Source organism: Flavobacterium sp. N502536 (genome assembly GCF_025947345.1).
Taxonomy (GTDB): Bacteria; Bacteroidota; Bacteroidia; order Flavobacteriales; family Flavobacteriaceae; genus Flavobacterium.
The window spans coordinates 3,587,437-3,606,809 of record NZ_CP110011.1 but is presented as its reverse complement, the minus strand read 5'-3'; the positions used below and the strand labels follow the sequence as shown (position 1 = coordinate 3,606,809).

The following is a 19,373-nucleotide window of genomic DNA, read 5'->3' as shown; positions in this document are numbered from 1 at the left end:
AATTAAGGAAACGTCCTACAATAAAAAATGCACTAAATAAGTCTCTATTTAGTGCATTTTATAAAATGTAATAAAACATTTATTTTAACTTCTTCTGAAGTTTTAAAAGCTTGGCATATTTGATATAAGAAAAGAAGCTCTGAATCATTGCGATCGTCAAGCCGTCCAGACCATTAAAGATCCCTTTCTTAAAAAAATAACACCTAATAAAGGCAACAGCTCCGTTTGTAATTGGCTTGAAGACATTTATTCTTCTCCCCTGATCAAACAATTGTTGTGCGTGCCAGCCCGAGTATTGGTTTTTCTTCGCAATGATCTGATCCAGAGAATCCCAACCGTAGTGTAAGATGTGTACCGCTACTTTTTTCTCATTTTGAGTTATTATTTTCTGATGCACTTTTGAATCAGAAGGATGTGCCGTTTGTTTGTTGAAAAAACGCACTTTATGATCAGGATACCAGCCCGAAAAATCGATGAGTTTATCTGCCAGAAAGTTTTTTACTCTAAAACTAAAAGCATCGTAGTTTCCTTCAAGATACTTTTGTTCTACAATAAATTTCTCGGCATCCTGATCCAGAAATTCATCGGCATCGAGATTTAAAATCCAGTCATTTTTGCAATAAGGTAAACCATGTGTACGTTGAGGACCATCGCCTAAAAAGGCCTGTTCGATAACTATTGCGCCTTTTTCTTTCGCAATTTCTACCGTACGATCCTTGCTAAATGAATCCACTATGATCACTTCATCACAAACTCTAAGTAAAGCATCGATGCATTTACCAATGTTTTTTTCTTCATTGAAAGTAATAATAAGACCGCTAATTTGCATTTGGAGGGGGTAATTTTGTTTTTTGCAAAAATACAGCTTTTTATTTTAGTTACTGTATCTTAATCGTGCGTTTGCACACTTCATAATTTTATTAGTAATTTAGCACACAAATTGAATTTTAGATAAATGAGAATATTAGTCATTCAGCAAAAAAGAATTGGAGATGTATTAACAAGTACGATAATCTGTAACAACCTAAAAAGCAAATACCCGGATTCGGTTATCGATTATATGTGTTACCCAAATTCTGTCGATGTACTAAAAGAAAACAAGAATATTGACAACATTATTCCTTTGACGAATAAGGTTAGAAAATCAACTCTTTCTCTGTTTAAGTTTATTTTTCAAATCCGACGTAATAAATACGATGCCGTTATAGACGTGTACTCTAAGCTGGAAACGAATTTAATTACCTTATTTTCGGGAGCAAAATATAAGGTTTCGTATCACAAATGGTACAGCCAAATATTCTACAACTACAACTACAAACGCTTAGATGCTGTGGAATCTGAACACGGACTGGCCATTGAAAATCGTTTAATGCTTTTAAAACCGTTTATTTCTGAAAAGATTACAGATGTAAAACCAAAGATATTCCTGAAAGAATCTGAAATTAATGACGCCAAAAACCTTTTGAAAAGCTATAAGGTTGATAGCGAAAAACCATTAATTATGTTTGGAATTTTAGGAAGCGAAGTTTACAAAACTTATCCGTTGGAAGGGATGGCTAAAATAATCAATTTTACTGTTGCCAAAACCAATGCTACTATTATTTTCAATTATATTCCGGATCAGAAAGAACAGGCCCTCGAAGTCTACAACCATTGCAGTGCCGAAACCAAAAAACACATTGTTTTTGATTTGTATTGCACCGAACTAAGACCTTTTCTGGCGCTACTTTCGCAATGTGAAATGTTAATTGGAAATGAAGGCGGAGCCGTAAACATGGCCAAAGCCCTTGAGGTTCCAACTTTCTCAATCTTCACACCCTCTGTCAGAAAAGAAACCTGGCAGATATTTGAAAATGAAGCCAAAAATTTCTCCATTCACTTAAAAGATTTAAAGCCGGAAATATACCAACAGCATACTGAACAATACATAAAAGAACATACTTTACAGTACTACGACGAGTACCCCCTGGATCTAATGCTTGAAAAACTAGCCACTTATTTTCAGGAGTACAAGAATTAATAAACAAAAAAAAGGACAGAAAATCATCTTGTTTAATGATGATTTTCTGTCCTCTTTGTAATTTTAAATAGTATTTTTTCTCCGTTATAAAGAGCTTTCCCGAATTACTTCTTCCAGAACTTAAGTTTCTTTTTCAAACGCTTTTTTCTGTAAAATTGCTCCTGAAAATCAGCTGTGTATTTCCATAAAGTATCAAATGTTTTTTGTTCTGATTCTTTATAAAACTTGGCATACTCATTACTCATAACCGCCACCATTTCTTTTAAGGGAGTCAGACGGCACAAGTTTTTCATTCGCATCTCAAAAGACATGGACTCGTGAAATTCCATTCTGTTTAAATCGACTAAAAAGAATTCATAATTTCCGTCCGGCTTCTTTTTAATCAAAGTATTTCCCGGGGAATGATCTAAAAATTCTATCCCCTTTTCGTGAAGCTCAAAGCTAAATCGGGTAAATTGTCTCAGAATGTTATCATGATCCGGGTAATCGGGAATTTCTACAAGTTCTCTGTAGGTTAAATCAGTTACCAAATGCTCACTCGCATAATAACTGTCTCTCAAACCAACAAAATTAAAGTTCTCTAAAAATGCCATTGGCTGTGGAGTCCCAATACCTTTTTCCAATAAAATTGTAGCATATTCATACGAACGTCTTGCCTTTGATTTTCTAAAATAACGATAAGCTACTTTATTAATTAAATTCGGAATTTTGAACGATTTGATGTTGATTGTTTTTCCATCAAGATCAAACAGTTTAATCACATTGCGATCTCCATTTCCAAACAACTCGCCTGAAGTCTTAAAGTTTTTAATAAAAGACAGTATATCCCTGGAGCTTTTTACTGCTGTTGAAAATTTAAATTTTGAGATCATTAAATATATCTTTGATATTAATTAGTACCGGTTTCCAAAAGGACTTATTCCAACCTGAACGGCCAAAAGCAGCTTATTTTCCGCCCGACTGCCCGCGAAATGCAAGCAGGCAAAATTAATCTTATAATTAAGAAAAATCAATTATTCTGAGATTAAATTTGCTTTTTAACCTATGCCTTTTTCTTTTTTAGAGAGTATTTCAACCACTGTCCGAAATTCTTAAAATAAAGCGTAAACTTAGGTACGTTCAATCTTTTTTCCTTTTCAATAATCTCTTTTATCTGAGGAATACTTTTGGTTGAAAAGAATCCCAGTTTCTTCCATCTTTTAGGCTGCAAATAGTAAAAATCCTTATAGTCTTTGTAATTATTTTCATTCACAACGAGCCATTTGTCCAAAAACCCTTTATCTACATCTACATTGTGTCCCCAATTGTCAAGCTTAAAACGCAAGTCCTCTTCGGTTCTTGACAACGATTCATGCAAAACAATGTTGTTGGTATAAATCTGACGTTCTTTAATTCTGCGTCCGCTTTTATAATTAGGATAATTGGTAGCAAAAATTGCTTTTAACGGTTTATCTACATACAAAATTCCTTTATCGGTATACTTATAAAGCATCACCCAAAAAGCACAAATTTGTATTGGATTTTTCTCGGGATTAATCAAATAAGAATCGTATCGTCTTAGATCTGAAACGAACTTTTTAAAATCAACAAAATACTCGTCGCAATCCACCTGGACAATCCAATTTCCGATTCCCATTTTTTCGGCAAGCATTTTTCGCTCTCTAATTTCACATTCCATTGTTGTCAGCGTCGGAACATAAAAATCATCCTCGTAAACCACTACTTTCTTATCGACATCAAAGGTCTTAATCCACTCAAAAAAAGAGTCGTCGATCGTAAAGCTTCCGCCATTCCAAGTATTTCTATTTTTATCAATGGCGATAAAAACCGCATCTGCCTCATTATACACCGTTGGAAGTGACGTTTTTAACAATTCATAATCATACGAAACCAGATAGCCTACTTGTATTTTTCCTGTCATTTTTACTTTTGTAATTTGTTGCAATTTACTAATTAATCTCTACTTTTGCATCATGAAAAAGCAATATGACTATTTAATAATTGGATCAGGACTCTACGGTAGTGTGTTCGCTCATGAAGCCACAAAAGCAGGAAAAAAATGCCTGGTAATTGACAAAAGAGAACACATAGGAGGAAATGTATATTGCGAAAATATCGAGGGAATTAATGTTCACAAATACGGCGCACATATATTTCATACCAACGATAAAGCGATATGGGATTATGTGAATCAATTTGTTGAATTCAACAATTTTACAAATTCCCCAATGTCACTTTCTAAAGGTAAAATGTACAATTTGCCTTTTAACATGAATACTTTTTATCAGCTTTGGGGAACCAAAACTCCTCAGGAAGCCAAAGCAAAAATTGATGAACAAGTAGCCGCTTATGGTGTAAAAAATCCTCAAAATCTGGAAGAACAAGCCCTAAGTCTTGTTGGAAAAGATATCTATGATAATTTCATAAAGGAATATACCGAAAAACAGTGGGGAAGAAAAGCTACTGAATTACCTGCTTTTATCATAAAAAGACTTCCGGTTCGATTTACTTTTGACAACAATTACTTTAACGACACCTATCAGGGAATCCCAATTGGTGGTTATAATAAACTTATCGAAAAGTTATTAGACGGAATTGAAGTAATAACCAATACCAATTATTTCTCAGACAGAGCAAGATTTGACGGACTTGCAGATAAAATTGTCTACACCGGAAAAATTGACGAATATTTTGATTATAAGTTAGGTGTTCTTGAATACAGATCGCTGCGTTTTGAAAACGAAACACTTGACACCGACAATTTTCAAGGAAATGCGGTTATTAATTACAACGATGCCAGCTACCCTTTTACCCGAATAATCGAGCACAAACATTTTGAATTTGGCAAACAGAAGAAAACGGTTATCACAAAAGAATATCCTTGTGAATGGAATCCTTCTAATGAAGCATTTTACCCGATAAACGATGCTAAAAACCAAACACTGTTTGAAGAATACAAAAAGTTGTCGTTAGAACAAACGAATGTAATATTTGGAGGAAGATTATCTGAATACAAGTATTACGACATGCACCAGATCATCGCCATAGCTTTAAAACGATCTAAAACAGAATTGACAAATGATTAAGATTTTTATCGTAACTCATAAAGAAAACCCGGTATTATCCAATGATATTCTCGTTCCAATTCAGGTTGGAACAAACGAACCAATCACTGCTACTATCCTGAGAGATAACACACAGGACAATATTGGAAACAAAAACAGTAATTATTGTGAACTAACCGCTGCTTACTGGATTTGGAAAAATGAAAAAGAAGCAGACTATGTAGGGATTTGTCATTACAGAAGATATCTTAACTTTTACAACGACTGGTACAATTTAAAACCTTCGGCACAGAAAAAAATCAAAAACGAAGATTTCAAAAATACTAAACTGTACAACGTATCTTCTGAAAAACTGGAGAAAAAAATAGCCTCTATTCTTTCAGAGTATGATGTAATTCTATGCCGTCCTTATAAGTTCAAAAAAGGATCTTTGACCCAAAATTATGTTGAAGAACACAGAAAAGAGGACTGGGATTTAACCAAACAGATCATTCTGGAAAAATACCCGGAATACAAAAACAGCATTACTCAGTTTCTTGATGAAGGAACTCTGTTTCATATGGGAAATATGATGGTTAGTTCAAAAGAAAAATTTGATGCTTACTACACCTGGCTTTTTTCCATACTATTTGAACTGGAATCCCGAATTACAATTCCGGAAGATGCTTATCAGGCACGAATTTTTGGTTTTATATCCGAAAGATTAATCAATCTTTATATGTATCACCATAACTTCAAAATAAAAGGAGTCCCATCATACAAAATAATTGACTTGTAATATGAACGAAGAAATAACCAAAGCGTACGAAGTCATAAAAGAAGGCGGAATCATTCTCTACCCTACGGATACGGTATGGGGAATTGGCTGCGACGCAACAAATCCGGAGGCTGTTGCCAAAATATACAAACTCAAACAACGTGCTGAAACACAAAGCATGATTGTATTGATGAACGGGAAAAAATGATGTACAATGTATTTAAAGACATCCCTGAAGTAGCTTGGCAAATTTTAGATTTATCCGAAAAACCAACTACTTTAATATTAGACGAACCGCGTAATGTTGCTCCAAACATTATCGCAGCAGACAATTCGCTTGCGGTACGCTTGGTAAAAGAGCCATTCTGTTTCAAATTACTAGAACGAATGAAGAAGCCGTTGGTGTCTACTTCGGCCAATATTTCAGGACAGCCTACTCCTATTGCCTTTAAAGATATCAATCCCGAGATTGTAAAAGGCGTAGATTATGTTGTAAACCTATATCACGATAAAATTGCCGGAAAACCTTCCACCATCATAAAACTAACAAAGGATTCACAGGTAAAAGTGATTCGTAAGTAATTTTAGATTGTAGATTGTAGATTGTAGACTTTAGATTGCTGATTTTTGATTCGCTAAATGCAAAAAAAATAGCGACTCGTGAGTAAATAGTTTCAGGTTTCACTACAACAATCGCAATACAACCCTTTGTACCTTTGCAGCTTTGAACCTTTGAACCTTTGCAACTATAAAACCTCAGAACCTTAGCTCCTTAGTATCTCAGCACCTCTAAACTCCTTTTAAACTCTCAATCAACCAGTCAATATCTTCTTTGGTATTGAAATGACTAAATGAAATTCGGAGATTTGGTAATTTTAAATCAGTCTCCGAAAGCATTTCTTTCAAAACATGCGATGGTTTCACGCTCCCGGACTGGCAGGCACTACCTCTTGAAACTGCAATTCCTTTCATATCCAGACTAAACAGCAACATGGACGTTTTATCGGCCGAAAAAGGCAAGATAATGTTGATGATGTTATAAAAATCCTCTTTTTTGCCATTGATTCTGAAACCCGGGAAATGAATTTCGAGCTGATCAATCAAATACATTTTCAAATCAGTGATATAACTTCTTTCCTGATCTAAATTCTCGTACGAAAGCGACAGTGCTTTTGCCATTCCGGCAATCTGATGCACCGCTTCTGTACCCGCACGAAGTCCTTTTTCCTGCTCTCCGCCAAAAATTAAAGGCTGTAATCCGGAGTTTTTTCGAACAAAGGCAAACCCCACTCCTTTTGGACCGTGAAATTTATGTGCACTTGCCACAATAAAATCAACAGGGATTTTTTGCAAATCGATCTCTGTTTTTCCAACAGACTGAACGGTATCCGAATGAAACAAAGCATTGTATTGCTTACAGATGACACCAACTCTATCCAGATCTAAAACAGTCCCGGTTTCATTGTTTATGTGCATCAGACTAACAATTGTCTTTTTCTCTTCGGCTAATAAATTTGATAAATGCGTTACATCGATACTCCCATCAGGGTTGATATTCACATAATCAACCTGAACCTTGTACTCCGATTCTAAAACCATTGCGGTATGCAGCACCGCATGATGTTCGATTCTGGTTGTAATGATGCGTTCGACCTTAAGATCTTCGATTGCAGAACGAAGAATCCAATTATCGGCTTCAGTACCTCCAGAAGTAAAAATAATCTCCTGTGCGGTACAATTTAAGTGCTTGGCAATACTTTTTCTGGAGAGCTCCAAAATGGTCCTTCCATTTCTTCCGAAACTGTGTGTAGAAGACGGATTACCAAAATCTTCTGTCATTACTTTTGTCATTTCCTGAATTACTTCAGGACGCATGGCGGTTGTAGAGGCGTTATCGAGGTATACTTTTTTCATTGCTGCAAAGTTATGAAATATCAATTGTCAAATGTTGAATATCATTTGCCAAATTTTTCACTATTTTTGACCTCAAATAAAATTACGATGAAAAAATATGCAAGCCTTCTCTTCTTTGCGCTTTTATTAAACGGCTGCGATGATGGAGATCTAACAGTAGATACAATTGATTTTAGTGACCCAACTATTACAGCTCAGACCTGTAATACCACAACAAATAATCTTATATACAAACTTAAAAAACAAGAATCTTTAATGATTCAGTTTCCTGAAAACACTCTTGTAAACGATGCAACAGCACCAGGCAAACCCTTATCTTTCGACATCAACAACACCACAACCCGTGTAGTATACAGAGCCTATAATGGTTTGGTTGGTACTGCAAATATCTGTGGTGCGATCCCTCCAACAACACCAAGCGTAACGGAGGAATGGCAGGCTACAGCCGGAAAAATCATAGATATCAGTACTGCAGAAGTAGCAGACAATCCTGATGGAAGTTCTAAAATTACAGGCTACAACCACAGTCTAGTTTTCCAGAACATTACTTTCCTAAAACCTTCAGGACCACAGGTAGAGGCCGAATACTCTTTCGGAGTGTTCAAAACCACTTACGCTTCTCCTACTACAACTTTCTTAGGTGTTGTCAGACAATGTCCTACTACAAAGCAGCTGTTTAACTTTAGCGCCTCAACTGCTTTAACCATTGACAATATCGATACCGCTTTACTTGAAAAGGTAGTTACTCCCACAAATCAGCCTAAAAGAGGCTTAATCAATGCCACTACAAACAGGGTTTTTGTGCGTACTTATAACAACGGTTCGTTGGATCAGAATTATTTTTGCTCTTCACCACTACCAAGTACTCCTTCGGTAAACGAAGTTTGGATCGCAGATAATGGCGAACAAAATGTAAGTGGAATTATTGAAGTAAGCACATCACTTGTTGGAACTACTTACTTCCATACTATTGTTCTTAAAGGCGTGAGATTCACAAAAGGCAACAGCAGCTTTAAACTACCAAGCACTTATAACTACGGAACCCTTGAGGTTGTAGCTGCCCCATAAAAAAGTTAAAACGCGGTTTTTTGCCGACGCTTTATTTCCTACAAAAAAACGTCCGTTTTCAAGTCTGATTTTACTACAAATTCAGAAAGAAAAACGGACGTTTTTTTATGCTTTATCCTCAATATTTTACTATCGAAACAAGGCCTTATTTTTGATTTTGTCTAAAATAAACTTCAGTAGCCCCTAAGCCATATTTTTGATAATTGGCATCCTGAAAATCGATTCCGTCGTAACGGCCCAACAAAAAGTCAAGTTCGGCTTTTAAAATTCCCTCGCCGACACCATGAATAAAAACGATTTTCGGAATGCGATTTCTGATCGCAAATTCAATATGTCTTTTTGCCGTTTCTGTCTGTAAGGTGAGAATATCGTAGTTAGACATTCCGCGTTTGTTTGGTACCAGTTTTTCGATATGCAAATCAAATTCAGGAGCTGAAATTTCGCGCTTATCCTTCTTTTCTTTGACAAAACTTCTTGGTTTTGGTTCGGTTTTCTCCTTTGAAATCTCATCTAAATCAATTCTTTTAATAGAATTCATTAAATTACTGGAATCTTGCACTTTAAGTAATTCGTTGACAAAAAATGTCATCGTAAATCCATCCTCAGTTTCAATCAAAACCTCATTGTTTTTCACTGAAACTACTGTTCCATTTATGGCTTCGTCTAAAACCGAAACCTTATCTCCTTTAGTCAACATCCTGCTCTTCTTTATCTTGATTTTTACTTGGTGTTTTTGCACTCAACTGCATCATTCCATACATGAAAACCGCTATCGCAATAACCATGATGTAGATGTTTTTTTCTGCTGATACCTGCTCGTATAACGCTACCGAAATAGCAAGAATCATTATTAAAATTTTAAACGCTTTCATTTTTTATAAGTATTGAAAGTCCAAAAGTATGAAACTTTAAAATAGCAACTCCCTCCTCCCAAAACTACTTTCCTTCTTTCTAAAAAAAACAAGCCGTTAACTTCAGCAAAACAAATACACTTTCAGCACTTCAAAACCGTCTCTTTTTACAAGTACAATCCAGTAGATTTAAAACCTGCTTTCTTCCTACTTTTTTACACTAATTTTCAGTAGTACCCAAAGCGCATTTCATTCACCCTACCGCATCTTAATTTTCAAAAACCGAAGTTCTTGTTTTAGCAAAAGAATAAATTCAATTGCCCAAAACAGTCCATACGCTTAAACCAAAAAATTCATTCTTTTACAATCTCGAATCAGCTCTCTTCTTCTTAATTTTGTAAGAATTATTTTTTAATCTGATTCAAAATATCATTCATCATTTCGATTTGAACTTTTTGAATTTCGATCAATTCCTGTTGTTGATGCATAATCAAATGGTCAATTTTATCGTGAATCATTCTAATCTCCAATTCCGATTTCAGATTGATCATATAATCTTTTTTGGCACGATTTCGATCCTTCTCTTCCTGACGATTCTGACTCATCATAATGACCGGAGCCTGCAATGCCGCAATACACGATAAGATCAAATTCAGCAAAATAAACGGGTACGGATCAAAACCTTTGTTGACCAAAATATAAACATTCGCACTAATCCAGACTATAATGAAAAGCAGAAACGAAATGATAAACGTCCAGCTTCCGCCAAAATCTGCCACCTGATCCGCCACTCTCTGCCCAAAATTTCGGGTTTCCACTTCATCTTCCACAGTACTCACAATCGACTTGTCTTCTTTTAGCGAGGAAATAACACTTCTTTCAAGATCGGAAAGCGCTCCTATTTCGGTTGATAAATAGTTCGAAATGTATCGCTGACGGTATTCATTCAATTCTTTTACAGCAATACAATCCTCATCACTAAAAGAAGGATGGTCTTTAATGATCAATCCTAATATGGGATCATGTATCGATTTTCCGTAAATTTTATCGGTTTCAGGAAAGGAAATATCAGAGATAGCGCTTTTAAAAGTCGAATTGTTTTTCATTTTTATAAATTTTACTTGCTAATTTACGCATTTAACTCCTTAAGAATTGCATAAAACACCAGCATTTGCATTTCTTTTATTTATCACAAATACAGTTCTCAAAAGAAAATTTCTTTATATAATTCGTGCCTTTATTTACAAAAAACACCTTACTTTTAGCGTTTCTTATTATCCATTCAATTTTACAATTGTGACAAAAGACACTATCATACAAAACATAAAAGCTTTAAAAAGTCATTCTAACATCAATTACGGCATCAAAACCAAAACAGAAGATTTTACCGAAAAGCTTTTTTACACCCTTTTTGATTCCAATGCAGCTTTAGACGAAAGCATCGAAGAACTGGAAATTCGTTTTAAGGAAATCGCTGTTCTGGCGTGCAAAAAATCGGAAAATCTGTGTGAATCCATTTGGGAGCGTTTTCTGGAGAAACTGCCTGGGGTTTTAGAAAAACTAAATCATGATGCCGAATACATCCTTGAAAACGACCCTGCATCTAATAGCATCGACGAAGTTTATCTGGGCTATCCCGGCTTTTACGCGATTGCCATTTACCGATTAAGTCATGAATTGTATCTTTTGGATTTATTGCTTTTTTCGCGTTTAATGAGCGAGTATGCCCATCGTATTACCGGAACCGACATTCATGCCGGAGCCGATATTGCCTCTCCATTTTTTATTGATCACGCGACCGGAATTGTGATTGGCGAGACTACCGTAATTAAAAAACATGTCAAAATCTACCAGGGTGTTACTTTGGGAGCCCTGAGTGTAAGCAAAGAAATGAAAAATGCTAAAAGACACCCGACTGTAGAAGCAAATGTGTGCATTTATGCCAACGCTACTATTTTGGGAGGTGAAACTACCATTGGAAAAAACAGCGTTGTAGGCGGAAATGCATGGATTACCAAATCGATTCCAGAAGATTCGATCGTTTTAAACACCACTACTACTGAAGTCAAAATAAAAGAAAAAAGATAAAAATGGGTCCACAGAAATTGCTTAACCTAATTGGAAACACTCCTTTGATGGAAACTGTCAATTTGGTTAAAAATAAAAACGTAAAACTTTTACTGAAACTCGAAGGGAACAATCCCGGAGGAAGTGTAAAAGACAGAGCGGCATACAACATGATTGCATCCGCTATCGAAAGAGGCGATATTAAAAAAGGCGACAAGCTGATTGAAGCTACCAGCGGAAATACCGGAATCGCTTTGGCCATGATTGCACAATTGTTTCAAATTGAAATTGAATTGGTGCTGCCGGAAGATTCTACAAAAGAACGAACTCAAACCATGCGTGCTTATGGCGCTACAGTTATTTTAACGCCCGCTAGCGAAGGAATTATCGGTTCAAGGGACTATGCCGACAAAAAAGTTGCTGAAGGCGGTTATTTGATGTTAAATCAGTTTGCAAATGACGACAACTGGAAAGCACATTACAAAACAACAGGTCCTGAAATCTGGAGAGATACCGACGGAACGGTAACCCATTTTGTTTCAGCTATGGGAACCACAGGAACTATCATAGGAACATCGACTTATTTAAAAGAAAAAAACAAAAACATTCAGATCATAGGAGCCCAGCCTAGCGATGGTTCGCAGATCCCGGGAATTAGAAAATGGCCTCAGGAATATTTACCAAAAATTTTCGATGCCTCAAAAGTAGATACCGTTATTGATGTCAGCGAAAAAGAAGCCAGAGAAATGACTAAAAGACTTGCTCTTGAAGAAGGCGTTTTTGCCGGAATGAGCAGCGGAGGATCTGTAGCTGTAGCTCTAAAAATTGCTGAGCAACTGGAGTCAGGGGTTGTCGTTGCGGTAATTTGCGATCGCGGTGACCGTTATTTATCTTCTGATTTATTTGACTAAAAAAACTTTATGGTTCTGAGTTAGAAATATTTTTATCCAAAAGTAAGATTGATTCAGAACCATAAACTATAAATTTTGATACAAGAACTTTGCGAATATGGTACGCGGATGAAACGGATTCGCTAAAGCGAAAACGCGAATTGACACCGATTTATTTATTATTAAACAAAAGTTTTTGTAAGCTCCGAAGGGGCGAAATAAATATAGTCCAGTTATCCCCTAACAAAAGAGCTCCGGTGGAGCGGTATACCGCAAATGAACTTGAAACAGGAAAAAGTATTTTTAAAAATAGCGACGTAGCAAAATCCGACAGAATATCGGTGTCTTTTTGAGAACAAAAAATCATTTTTCAACTTAAGAATATCCATAAAAAACATGAAATACAAAAATGACCGATTTTGAAAATCAAAATCGGTCATTTTTTATTGTTTTACTCAAATGTTAGCTTACTTCTGAATACACCTAATTTAGATTTTGAAATTCTATTGTTTTATTTTTTTTATATTAGCTAATTCATTTTCCATTTTCACTATGCGAAGAGCAAAATCTTTTAAGATTTCAATTTCTTGTGCTTGCGAATTTATTTTCTTTTCCTGAGCAATAGAGTAAAGTGTAAGTTCCTCAATTTTTTTCAATAAACTCATGTTCATTTCAGCAAGCATAAGACCATTTTTCTCAATTTCTTTTGCAGAAGGTATTTCTGGTAAGTGACTATTTTGTTTTATGAATTCTTCTACTTCTTGTAGTGATTTTAACTTGTAATCATTAGTAAAGACATAGTCAGGAACCTTAGTCATCGGACCAGAAAGGTCTATCCTAATTTCCTGAGCATGAATTTTTCCGTTAACAGTAAGTTTCTCATCTGGTTTTGTTGTACCGATTCCTACATTTGCATTTGATCCTTTTATTGTTAGAGCATCTGTATAGAAATCTTCAAGTTCCCACTTACTAGCAGTTGTTTTTACTCTAAATGATAAATTACCAAAATTAGTATCTGCATCACTTAAAACTATTTTTGCAGCTAGAGTATTTCCTGAACTTGAAACTTTTGTTAATGCCATTTTTGCATCAAATGAAGCACCATCCCCAGTTCCACCATTAATGTTAAGTTTTTCGATAGGATTATTGGTACCAATACCTACAAAGGCATTAAATCCTTTTATAGTCAGAGCATTGGTATAGAACTCTTCGAGTTCCCATTCACTAGGAGTTGTTTTTACTTTAAAACTTAGATTACCAAAATTAGTATCCGCATCGTTTAAAACTAATTTTGCGCTCAAAACATTTCCCGTACTTGAAACTTTTGTTAATGCCATTCTTGCATCAAATGAAGCCCCATCTCCAGTTCCACCATTAATATCAAGCTTTTCAATAGGAGTTTTAGTTCCAATACCTACGTTATCATTAGTAGAGTTTCCTTTTATTGTTCCATATATCTGAGCTTTCATTGAAAATATAGAAGATATTAAAATTAAAGTACTGAGTATAGTTTTTTTCATGATATAATATTTGATTTAATTCTCAAGCTTAGGGAGCTTTTTAGATAATAATTTAAATGTGTTGTTTTCTTTTTCTAATTTTTCTATTTTTTGTTTAAGATCTAAATTACCTTTGTTTTCCTTACTGATGTAAATTGTTAATCCCTCAATTTTCTATAATATTTTTAGTATCCATTTCTAATACATCACTACCATTTTCCCACATTTAATACAAGCTTAATTATGTGGAGATACTGTAGAACAATTTGAACATGTTCCCTAAAAAGAATATTAGCACTTATTGATGAGGGGGAGGTAATATGATAATGCTGGATATGGTTACGATGCGTCCAAGATGACTATTTCTGATGTCTTTTAGTACTTTTGACTATACTTCGCCAATTCCTAATTTGATATAAATACGATAAATCATTTCCTAAAGTCACTAAAAATATCTTACAATATTAGTCTTAGCAGTTTTATACTTTTTATATATTCAGGAAAATGGAGATATCTATGGACTACAAATCAAACTCAATTTTAAATTCAGCGCCTTTGTTTTTACCTTCGCTGGATGCTGTAAGCTTCCCTTTGTTCTTCTCGATTATTTTTTTGCACAAATACAAACCAATTCCTGTAGAGGATTCGTTAGCAGTACCCAATCGGCTCATTTTTGTGAATTTTTTAAAGAGCTCGTCAATCTGAGTTTTATCAAAGCCAATTCCGTTGTCGGTAACGGTTACAATAAATCGACCATCTTCCGTGTACATTCGAACTTTAACTTCACTGTCAAAATAAGAGAATTTAACCGCATTGCTAATCAAATTCACCAGAACCTGAACGAGTAAACCTTCGTCAATTCGTAGTTTTGCTTCAACCAGTTCTAAGTTCAGACTCAATTTAATGTTCTTATCGATCAAACGCTGTTCGACCTGTTCGTTGATAAAAGGCAAAATATTAGGAAATGAAATCATTCTCATCTCTAAATTCCCTTTGACCACTCTATCCTGTTCCTGCAATAGTTTAATGAAGTTTTCAATGTATCGGAATTGCAGATTAGTGGATTCGCAAATCAATTCTGCCAACTGACGAACGGATTCTGATGGATTTTCGCTTATAATCAGCCTCGCCAACCCTTGCGGATTTCCTGCAAAATTCTTCAAATCATGCGAAAGCATATAGATCAGATCCTGTTTTTCATTGATAAAACTTTCTGATTCATAAATAGATTCCTGAATGTTACACAGCAACAAACCTGCCTCATCACTATATTCTGTAGGTAAAATAGATAATCTTCTATTGTTTCGGTAATCGTCCAGAGCTTTCGAAGCTATCGAAATAGGTTTAATTAAGTGATTTAGAACTAATAATGTGATCAATGTCGCCAATAAAGTCATGACGAGAGAGAAAATTAAAATAGAGGTAGCCGAAATGCTGTGATTGTAATACAGCACATAAAATAAGATTCCAATCAGTGGAATGTGAATACCGATAAAAGCAACAAACAAAAATTTAAACGCATAACTTTTCTTCAAAAAGCCAATTTGAGACAGACTATGATACAACTTCATAAAAGACAACAATAGTAATAGGTTAAAAACGCAGCATTCAGGGGGTTTGTTATAAACAAAGTTAACTTTTAAACTCGATTAAACCACTAAATTAGGGAATTTGATAAAATATTTTAAAAATTAAATTTATAAAAGTTTACAAACCCTTATTTTTGCGCTATGGGAAGAAAAAATACAGACAAAGTTGTCTTTCATCAAATTCAGGTTCTTGATGCAGGAGCAAAAGGAGTATCAGTAGCAAAGGCTCCTGACGGAAAAGTAATCTTTATTCCGAATGTCGTTCCTGGCGATGTAGTAGACGTACAAACCTTTAAGAAAAGAAAAGCCTATTATGAAGGCAAAGCCGTAAAATTTCACGAATTATCAGAACATCGTATTGAACCAATCTGCGATCATTTTGGCGTTTGTGGAGGATGTAAATGGCAAAATATGAAATACAGCCAACAGTTGTATTACAAACAAAACGAAGTAAAAAATCATTTGCAGCGTATCGGGAAAGTCGAACTTCCTGAATTCGAAAACATCTTAGGTTCTGAAAAACAGTTTTTTTACAGAAACAAGATGGAGTTTTCATTTTCTAACAGCCGTTGGTTGACCGAAAAGGAAATCGAAAGTACAGAAGACTTAGGCAACCGAAATGCCTTAGGTTTTCATATTCCGAAAATGTGGGACAAAATTCTGGACATTCAAAAATGTCATTTACAGGAAGATCCGTCAAATGCTATCCGAAATGAAATCAGAGCTTTTGCAAACGACCACAATCTGGCTTTCTTTAATCCGAGAGAACATTCCGGTTTATTAAGAACAGTAATGATTCGTACGGCTTCTACCGGTGAAATCATGGTCCTGATTCAGTTTTTTGAAAATGACCCTAAAAACCGTGAATTGATTTTAGATCATCTTTACGAAAAGTTTCCACAGATTACTTCCTTGCAATATGTGGTAAATGCTAAGCAAAATGATACTATTTACGATCAGGATATTAAACTGTACAAAGGAAGAGATTATATCCTGGAAGAAATGGAAGGTTTAAAATTCAGCATCAACGCTAAATCTTTCTACCAGACCAATTCGGATCAGGCTTATGAATTGTACAAAATAACCCGTGATTTTGCAGGACTTACCGGCAACGAAACGGTTTATGATTTGTACACCGGAACCGGAACAATTGCACAGTTTGTTTCTAAAAAAGCAAAAAAAGTAATTGGTGTTGAAAGTGTTCCTGAAGCGATTTTAGATGCTAAAGCCAATGCAGAACGCAATAATATTACCAATTGTGAGTTTTTTGTAGGTGACATGAAAGTCGTTTTTAACGAAGCTTTCATTGCTCAGCACGGAAAACCGGATGTGATTATCACAGATCCGCCAAGAGATGGTATGCACGCTGCCGTTATTGATCAAATTTTGAAAATTGCGCCTAAAAAAGTAGTTTATGTAAGTTGTAATTCGGCAACTCAGGCACGTGATTTGGCATTAATGGACGAGAAATACAAGGTAACCCGTGTTAGACCTGTTGATATGTTTCCGCAAACGCATCATGTCGAAAATGTTGTACTTTTAGAACTTCGATAATAAAACTTAAATGAAAAAAATAATCTCTCTTTTATTAATCTTTACTTTTGGTCTGTCCAGTTGTGAGAAAGATGACATTTGCGATGCCAACACTCCCACTACTCCAAGATTAGTGATTACATTTTACAAAGACAGTGAACCCACTCAAAAACAAAATGTAAAAGATCTGATGGTTATTGGAGGAGCAGAGGGAGATAACAAAGGAATTGTTTTTAATAAAAGCATAACAGACGAAAAAGATCTTACAAGATATGTAACCAATTCAAACACTGTTTCAATACCTTTGAGAACAGATCAGAATACTACAACATATCGATTCGTTTATAACTCTTTAACCACCAATCTGGCGGCTAAAAACACCGATGTTATCACTTTTAATTACACACATCAAAATGTTTACGTATCAAGAGCCTGTGGTTTTAAGACCACTTTTACTCTTCCCGAAATAAACCCTTTCGTAAAAACAGATCCGACAGGTGACGGAGCATGGATCAAACAGATTTTTGTAAAGCAATTTAATGTTGAACTTGAAAATGAAACACACATTGAGATCTATTTTTAGTATTTGCTTATTGTTTTCAATGTTTTTGGGTCAGTCTCAGGAAACATCAACCACAACAGTAACAAAAGAAAAACCGAAGTCACAAGCGGCCAAACCTGCTATTCAGGAAACCAAACGAGACAGTATCAAAACAGATCGCTACGGACTTCGCGTAGGAGTTGATTTGTACAAATTAACCCGCGGACTGTACGATAAAAACTACAAAGGTATTGAGGTTACAGGTGATTTTCGTCTGACAAAAAAATACTATCTGGCTGCCGAGCTTGGTTTTGAAGATAAAACCACAGATGACGACCGATTAAATTCAACCACGACCGGAACTTATATTAAAGGAGGTTTTGACTACAATTTGTATCAAAACTGGCTGGACATGGAAAATTTAATTACAATAGGTTTGCGAGGCGGTTTCAGTACTTTTAGTCAGCAACTGAATACGTATAAGATTTACAATCCAAATCCGTATTGGGGAGAACAGCCGGCAATTGCTTCCGGTGAAAAATACAATGGTCTTACAGCAGGTTGGGCTGAAGTTGCATTGGGAATAAAAGCAAAAGTTTTTAACAATGTGTTTGTTGGTTTTGGGGTTCAACTGAAACTTTTAGTTGCCAACCAAAAACCTTCCGGATTTGATAATCTATATATCCCGGGTTTTAACAGAACGTATGACGGTAGTTTCGGAATTGGTTTTAACTATACCGTTTCTTACTTCATTCCGCTTTATAAGAAAAAGACAATCATTCCTGAATTAATAAAAAAGGAAACGATTAGAAAATAACAAACCTTACTTATTAAAAAATCCAAATTCCAATAGTTATATTAGAATTTGGATTTTTTTTTATTTAGGACAATTGAAATTCAACTGCAGCCACCGAGTGAATTAATGTGGTATCAAAAACGGGGACAGTAACATCTTCGGGTTTTATCACTAAAGGAATTTCGGTACAACCTAAAATAATTCCCTCCGCACCCTCTTCGATCAATTGATTGGCAATTTCCAGATAACGTTTTTTAGTTGCCTCGGTTACCAAACCTCTCCCCAACTCTTCAAAAATTGTGGTGTGCATGAAATCCCGGTCGGCATCATTTTTCGGAATAATCGTTTCAATTCCGTTTGCAGCTAATTTATCTTTAAAAAAATCGAGTTCCATGGTGAACTTAGTTCCCAATAAACCTACTTTTTTAACTTCCTTCTTCTGAATTTCTACTGCGGTTGCCGTTGCAATATGAATGATTGGTATGTCGATAGCTTCTTCTAACCGATCAGCAATTAAATGCATGGTATTAGCGCACAAAACAATAGCTTCGGCTCCACCCTGCTGAAGAAACTGACATCCTTTTAAAAGCATCTTAAAAGTCGAATCCCAGTCGTTGGCATCGTTATTTTTTTTAATATCAGCATAATTGAAAGAATAAATCAGACACTCTGAGAAATTAAGCCCTCCCAGCTTATCATTAATTCCCTCGTTTATAAGTTTGTAATAATCTGCTGTAGAAACCCAGCTAATTCCGCCTATAAGTCCAATTACCCTCATATAAA

At 35.3% G+C, this 19,373-nt stretch carries 19 protein-coding genes and 1 pseudogene; 10 read left to right on the top strand and 10 right to left on the bottom strand.

What is annotated here, in order from left to right; translation table 11 throughout:
- Positions 1-79 precede the first annotated feature (79 nt).
- A complete protein-coding gene (locus OLM61_RS15235) occupies positions 80-829 on the bottom strand; it encodes a glycosyltransferase family 2 protein (protein WP_264523482.1) in 750 nt (249 codons plus the stop codon).
- A gap of 126 nt (positions 830-955) precedes the next feature.
- On the opposite strand from OLM61_RS15235, the gene OLM61_RS15230 reads away from it, so the two are divergent.
- The gene (locus tag OLM61_RS15230; protein WP_264523481.1) at positions 956-2,020 is read left to right on the top strand and encodes a glycosyltransferase family 9 protein; all 1,065 of its coding nucleotides are present in this window, start codon (positions 956-958) and stop codon (positions 2,018-2,020) included.
- Positions 2,021-2,124: 104 nt separating this feature from the next.
- On the opposite strand, the gene OLM61_RS15225 is transcribed toward OLM61_RS15230, so the two are convergent.
- Both OLM61_RS15225 and OLM61_RS15220 read right to left on the bottom strand, forming a co-directional pair.
- On the bottom strand, positions 2,125-2,892 hold the full coding sequence (locus OLM61_RS15225) for a Kdo domain containing protein (RefSeq protein WP_264523480.1): 768 nt from the start codon (positions 2,890-2,892) through the stop codon (positions 2,125-2,127).
- Positions 2,893-3,062: 170 nt separating this feature from the next.
- Positions 3,063-3,941, bottom strand: a complete 879-nt coding sequence (locus OLM61_RS15220; RefSeq protein ID WP_264523479.1) for a hypothetical protein — start codon at positions 3,939-3,941, stop codon at positions 3,063-3,065.
- 52 nt (positions 3,942-3,993) lie between these two features.
- On the opposite strand from OLM61_RS15220, the gene glf reads away from it, so the two are divergent.
- The 3 genes and pseudogenes from glf (at position 3,994) to OLM61_RS15205 (ending at position 6,424) form a co-directional block, all read left to right on the top strand.
- The gene (gene glf / locus OLM61_RS15215) at positions 3,994-5,106 is read left to right on the top strand and encodes a UDP-galactopyranose mutase (protein ID WP_264523478.1); all 1,113 of its coding nucleotides are present in this window, start codon (positions 3,994-3,996) and stop codon (positions 5,104-5,106) included.
- The gene (locus OLM61_RS15210; RefSeq protein ID WP_264523477.1) at positions 5,099-5,863 is read left to right on the top strand and encodes a DUF4422 domain-containing protein; all 765 of its coding nucleotides are present in this window, start codon (positions 5,099-5,101) and stop codon (positions 5,861-5,863) included. Before glf ends, OLM61_RS15210 begins: the two co-directional genes overlap by 8 nt.
- A gap of 1 nt (position 5,864) precedes the next feature.
- Positions 5,865-6,424: pseudogene (locus OLM61_RS15205) on the top strand (L-threonylcarbamoyladenylate synthase).
- Positions 6,425-6,631: 207 nt separating this feature from the next.
- Here the strand turns inward: OLM61_RS15205 and OLM61_RS15200 are convergent.
- Positions 6,632-7,756 carry a cysteine desulfurase family protein gene (locus tag OLM61_RS15200; protein WP_264523476.1) on the bottom strand — a complete coding sequence of 375 codons (1,125 nt, stop codon included), beginning with the start codon at positions 7,754-7,756 and terminating at the stop codon, positions 6,632-6,634.
- 87 nt (positions 7,757-7,843) lie between these two features.
- Between OLM61_RS15200 and OLM61_RS15195 the strand changes: the two genes are divergently transcribed.
- Positions 7,844-8,824 (top strand): hypothetical protein, encoded by a 981-nt coding sequence (locus tag OLM61_RS15195; RefSeq protein WP_264523475.1) that lies wholly within the window; start codon positions 7,844-7,846, stop codon positions 8,822-8,824.
- Positions 8,825-8,969: 145 nt separating this feature from the next.
- Here the strand turns inward: OLM61_RS15195 and OLM61_RS15190 are convergent, their stop codons facing one another.
- The 3 genes from OLM61_RS15190 to OLM61_RS15180 all read right to left on the bottom strand — a co-directional run bounded on the left by OLM61_RS15190 (position 8,970) and on the right by OLM61_RS15180 (position 10,781).
- Positions 8,970-9,521 carry a Smr/MutS family protein gene (locus tag OLM61_RS15190; RefSeq protein WP_264523474.1) on the bottom strand — a complete coding sequence of 184 codons (552 nt, stop codon included), beginning with the start codon at positions 9,519-9,521 and terminating at the stop codon, positions 8,970-8,972.
- Positions 9,511-9,696 (bottom strand): hypothetical protein, encoded by a 186-nt coding sequence (locus OLM61_RS15185; protein ID WP_017498305.1) that lies wholly within the window; start codon positions 9,694-9,696, stop codon positions 9,511-9,513. Before OLM61_RS15185 ends, OLM61_RS15190 begins: the two co-directional genes overlap by 11 nt.
- Positions 9,697-10,079: 383 nt before the next feature.
- Positions 10,080-10,781, bottom strand: a complete 702-nt coding sequence (locus OLM61_RS15180) for a DUF1003 domain-containing protein (RefSeq protein ID WP_264523473.1) — start codon at positions 10,779-10,781, stop codon at positions 10,080-10,082.
- A gap of 190 nt (positions 10,782-10,971) precedes the next feature.
- Between OLM61_RS15180 and OLM61_RS15175 the strand changes: the two genes are divergently transcribed.
- Together OLM61_RS15175 and cysM are read left to right on the top strand one after the other, a co-directional pair.
- Complete coding sequence (locus OLM61_RS15175; protein WP_264523472.1) at positions 10,972-11,763, top strand: serine O-acetyltransferase; 792 nt, start codon at positions 10,972-10,974, stop codon at positions 11,761-11,763.
- 2 nt (positions 11,764-11,765) lie between these two features.
- Positions 11,766-12,653: a cysteine synthase CysM gene (gene cysM, locus OLM61_RS15170; RefSeq protein ID WP_264523471.1), complete on the top strand. Its 888-nt coding sequence runs from the start codon at positions 11,766-11,768 to the stop codon at positions 12,651-12,653.
- A gap of 482 nt (positions 12,654-13,135) precedes the next feature.
- Here cysM and OLM61_RS15165 read toward each other — a convergent pair whose 3' ends face one another.
- Entirely contained in the window at positions 13,136-14,152 is a 1,017-nt protein-coding gene (locus OLM61_RS15165; RefSeq protein ID WP_264523470.1) for a tail fiber protein, read from the bottom strand.
- Between the two features lie 500 nt (positions 14,153-14,652).
- Positions 14,653-15,702 carry a sensor histidine kinase gene (locus OLM61_RS15160; protein WP_264523469.1) on the bottom strand — a complete coding sequence of 350 codons (1,050 nt, stop codon included), beginning with the start codon at positions 15,700-15,702 and terminating at the stop codon, positions 14,653-14,655.
- Positions 15,703-15,861: 159 nt separating this feature from the next.
- Here OLM61_RS15160 and rlmD point away from each other — a divergent pair, with 159 nt between their 5' ends.
- Genes rlmD through OLM61_RS15145 form a run of 3 tightly spaced genes read left to right on the top strand, consistent with a single transcriptional unit; the run spans position 15,862 to position 18,611 of the window.
- Positions 15,862-17,274, top strand: coding sequence for a 23S rRNA (uracil(1939)-C(5))-methyltransferase RlmD (rlmD, locus tag OLM61_RS15155; protein WP_264523468.1), 1,413 nt, complete (start codon positions 15,862-15,864; stop codon positions 17,272-17,274).
- Positions 17,275-17,284: 10 nt separating this feature from the next.
- Complete coding sequence (locus tag OLM61_RS15150) at positions 17,285-17,836, top strand: DUF6452 family protein (protein ID WP_264523467.1); 552 nt, start codon at positions 17,285-17,287, stop codon at positions 17,834-17,836.
- On the top strand, positions 17,808-18,611 hold the full coding sequence (locus tag OLM61_RS15145) for a DUF6048 family protein (protein ID WP_264523466.1): 804 nt from the start codon (positions 17,808-17,810) through the stop codon (positions 18,609-18,611). The genes OLM61_RS15150 and OLM61_RS15145 overlap by 29 nt, the downstream gene beginning before the upstream one ends.
- Before the next feature lie 64 nt (positions 18,612-18,675).
- Here OLM61_RS15145 and OLM61_RS15140 read toward each other — a convergent pair whose 3' ends face one another.
- A complete protein-coding gene (locus OLM61_RS15140; RefSeq protein WP_264523465.1) occupies positions 18,676-19,368 on the bottom strand; it encodes an aspartate/glutamate racemase family protein in 693 nt (230 codons plus the stop codon).
- Positions 19,369-19,373: the final 5 nt, after the last annotated feature.

What these genes read in the sequence shown, in the direction of transcription:
- OLM61_RS15235 (WP_264523482.1), bottom strand. Translation starts at nt 829, where the DNA reads ATGCAAATTAGCGGTCTTATTATTACTTTCAATGAAGAAAAAAACATT.
- OLM61_RS15230 (WP_264523481.1), top strand. Translation starts at nt 956, where the DNA reads ATGAGAATATTAGTCATTCAGCAAAAAAGAATTGGAGATGTATTAACA.
- OLM61_RS15225 (WP_264523480.1), bottom strand. Translation starts at nt 2,892, where the DNA reads ATGATCTCAAAATTTAAATTTTCAACAGCAGTAAAAAGCTCCAGGGAT.
- OLM61_RS15220 (WP_264523479.1), bottom strand. Translation starts at nt 3,941, where the DNA reads ATGACAGGAAAAATACAAGTAGGCTATCTGGTTTCGTATGATTATGAA.
- glf (WP_264523478.1), top strand. Translation starts at nt 3,994, where the DNA reads ATGAAAAAGCAATATGACTATTTAATAATTGGATCAGGACTCTACGGT.
- OLM61_RS15210 (WP_264523477.1), top strand. Translation starts at nt 5,099, where the DNA reads ATGATTAAGATTTTTATCGTAACTCATAAAGAAAACCCGGTATTATCC.
- OLM61_RS15200 (WP_264523476.1), bottom strand. Translation starts at nt 7,756, where the DNA reads ATGAAAAAAGTATACCTCGATAACGCCTCTACAACCGCCATGCGTCCT.
- OLM61_RS15195 (WP_264523475.1), top strand. Translation starts at nt 7,844, where the DNA reads ATGAAAAAATATGCAAGCCTTCTCTTCTTTGCGCTTTTATTAAACGGC.
- OLM61_RS15190 (WP_264523474.1), bottom strand. Translation starts at nt 9,521, where the DNA reads ATGTTGACTAAAGGAGATAAGGTTTCGGTTTTAGACGAAGCCATAAAT.
- OLM61_RS15185 (WP_017498305.1), bottom strand. Translation starts at nt 9,696, where the DNA reads ATGAAAGCGTTTAAAATTTTAATAATGATTCTTGCTATTTCGGTAGCG.
- OLM61_RS15180 (WP_264523473.1), bottom strand. Translation starts at nt 10,781, where the DNA reads ATGAAAAACAATTCGACTTTTAAAAGCGCTATCTCTGATATTTCCTTT.
- cysM (WP_264523471.1), top strand. Translation starts at nt 11,766, where the DNA reads ATGGGTCCACAGAAATTGCTTAACCTAATTGGAAACACTCCTTTGATG.
- OLM61_RS15165 (WP_264523470.1), bottom strand. Translation starts at nt 14,152, where the DNA reads ATGAAAAAAACTATACTCAGTACTTTAATTTTAATATCTTCTATATTT.
- OLM61_RS15160 (WP_264523469.1), bottom strand. Translation starts at nt 15,702, where the DNA reads ATGAAGTTGTATCATAGTCTGTCTCAAATTGGCTTTTTGAAGAAAAGT.
- rlmD (WP_264523468.1), top strand. Translation starts at nt 15,862, where the DNA reads ATGGGAAGAAAAAATACAGACAAAGTTGTCTTTCATCAAATTCAGGTT.
- OLM61_RS15150 (WP_264523467.1), top strand. Translation starts at nt 17,285, where the DNA reads ATGAAAAAAATAATCTCTCTTTTATTAATCTTTACTTTTGGTCTGTCC.
- OLM61_RS15145 (WP_264523466.1), top strand. Translation starts at nt 17,808, where the DNA reads ATGAAACACACATTGAGATCTATTTTTAGTATTTGCTTATTGTTTTCA.
- OLM61_RS15140 (WP_264523465.1), bottom strand. Translation starts at nt 19,368, where the DNA reads ATGAGGGTAATTGGACTTATAGGCGGAATTAGCTGGGTTTCTACAGCA.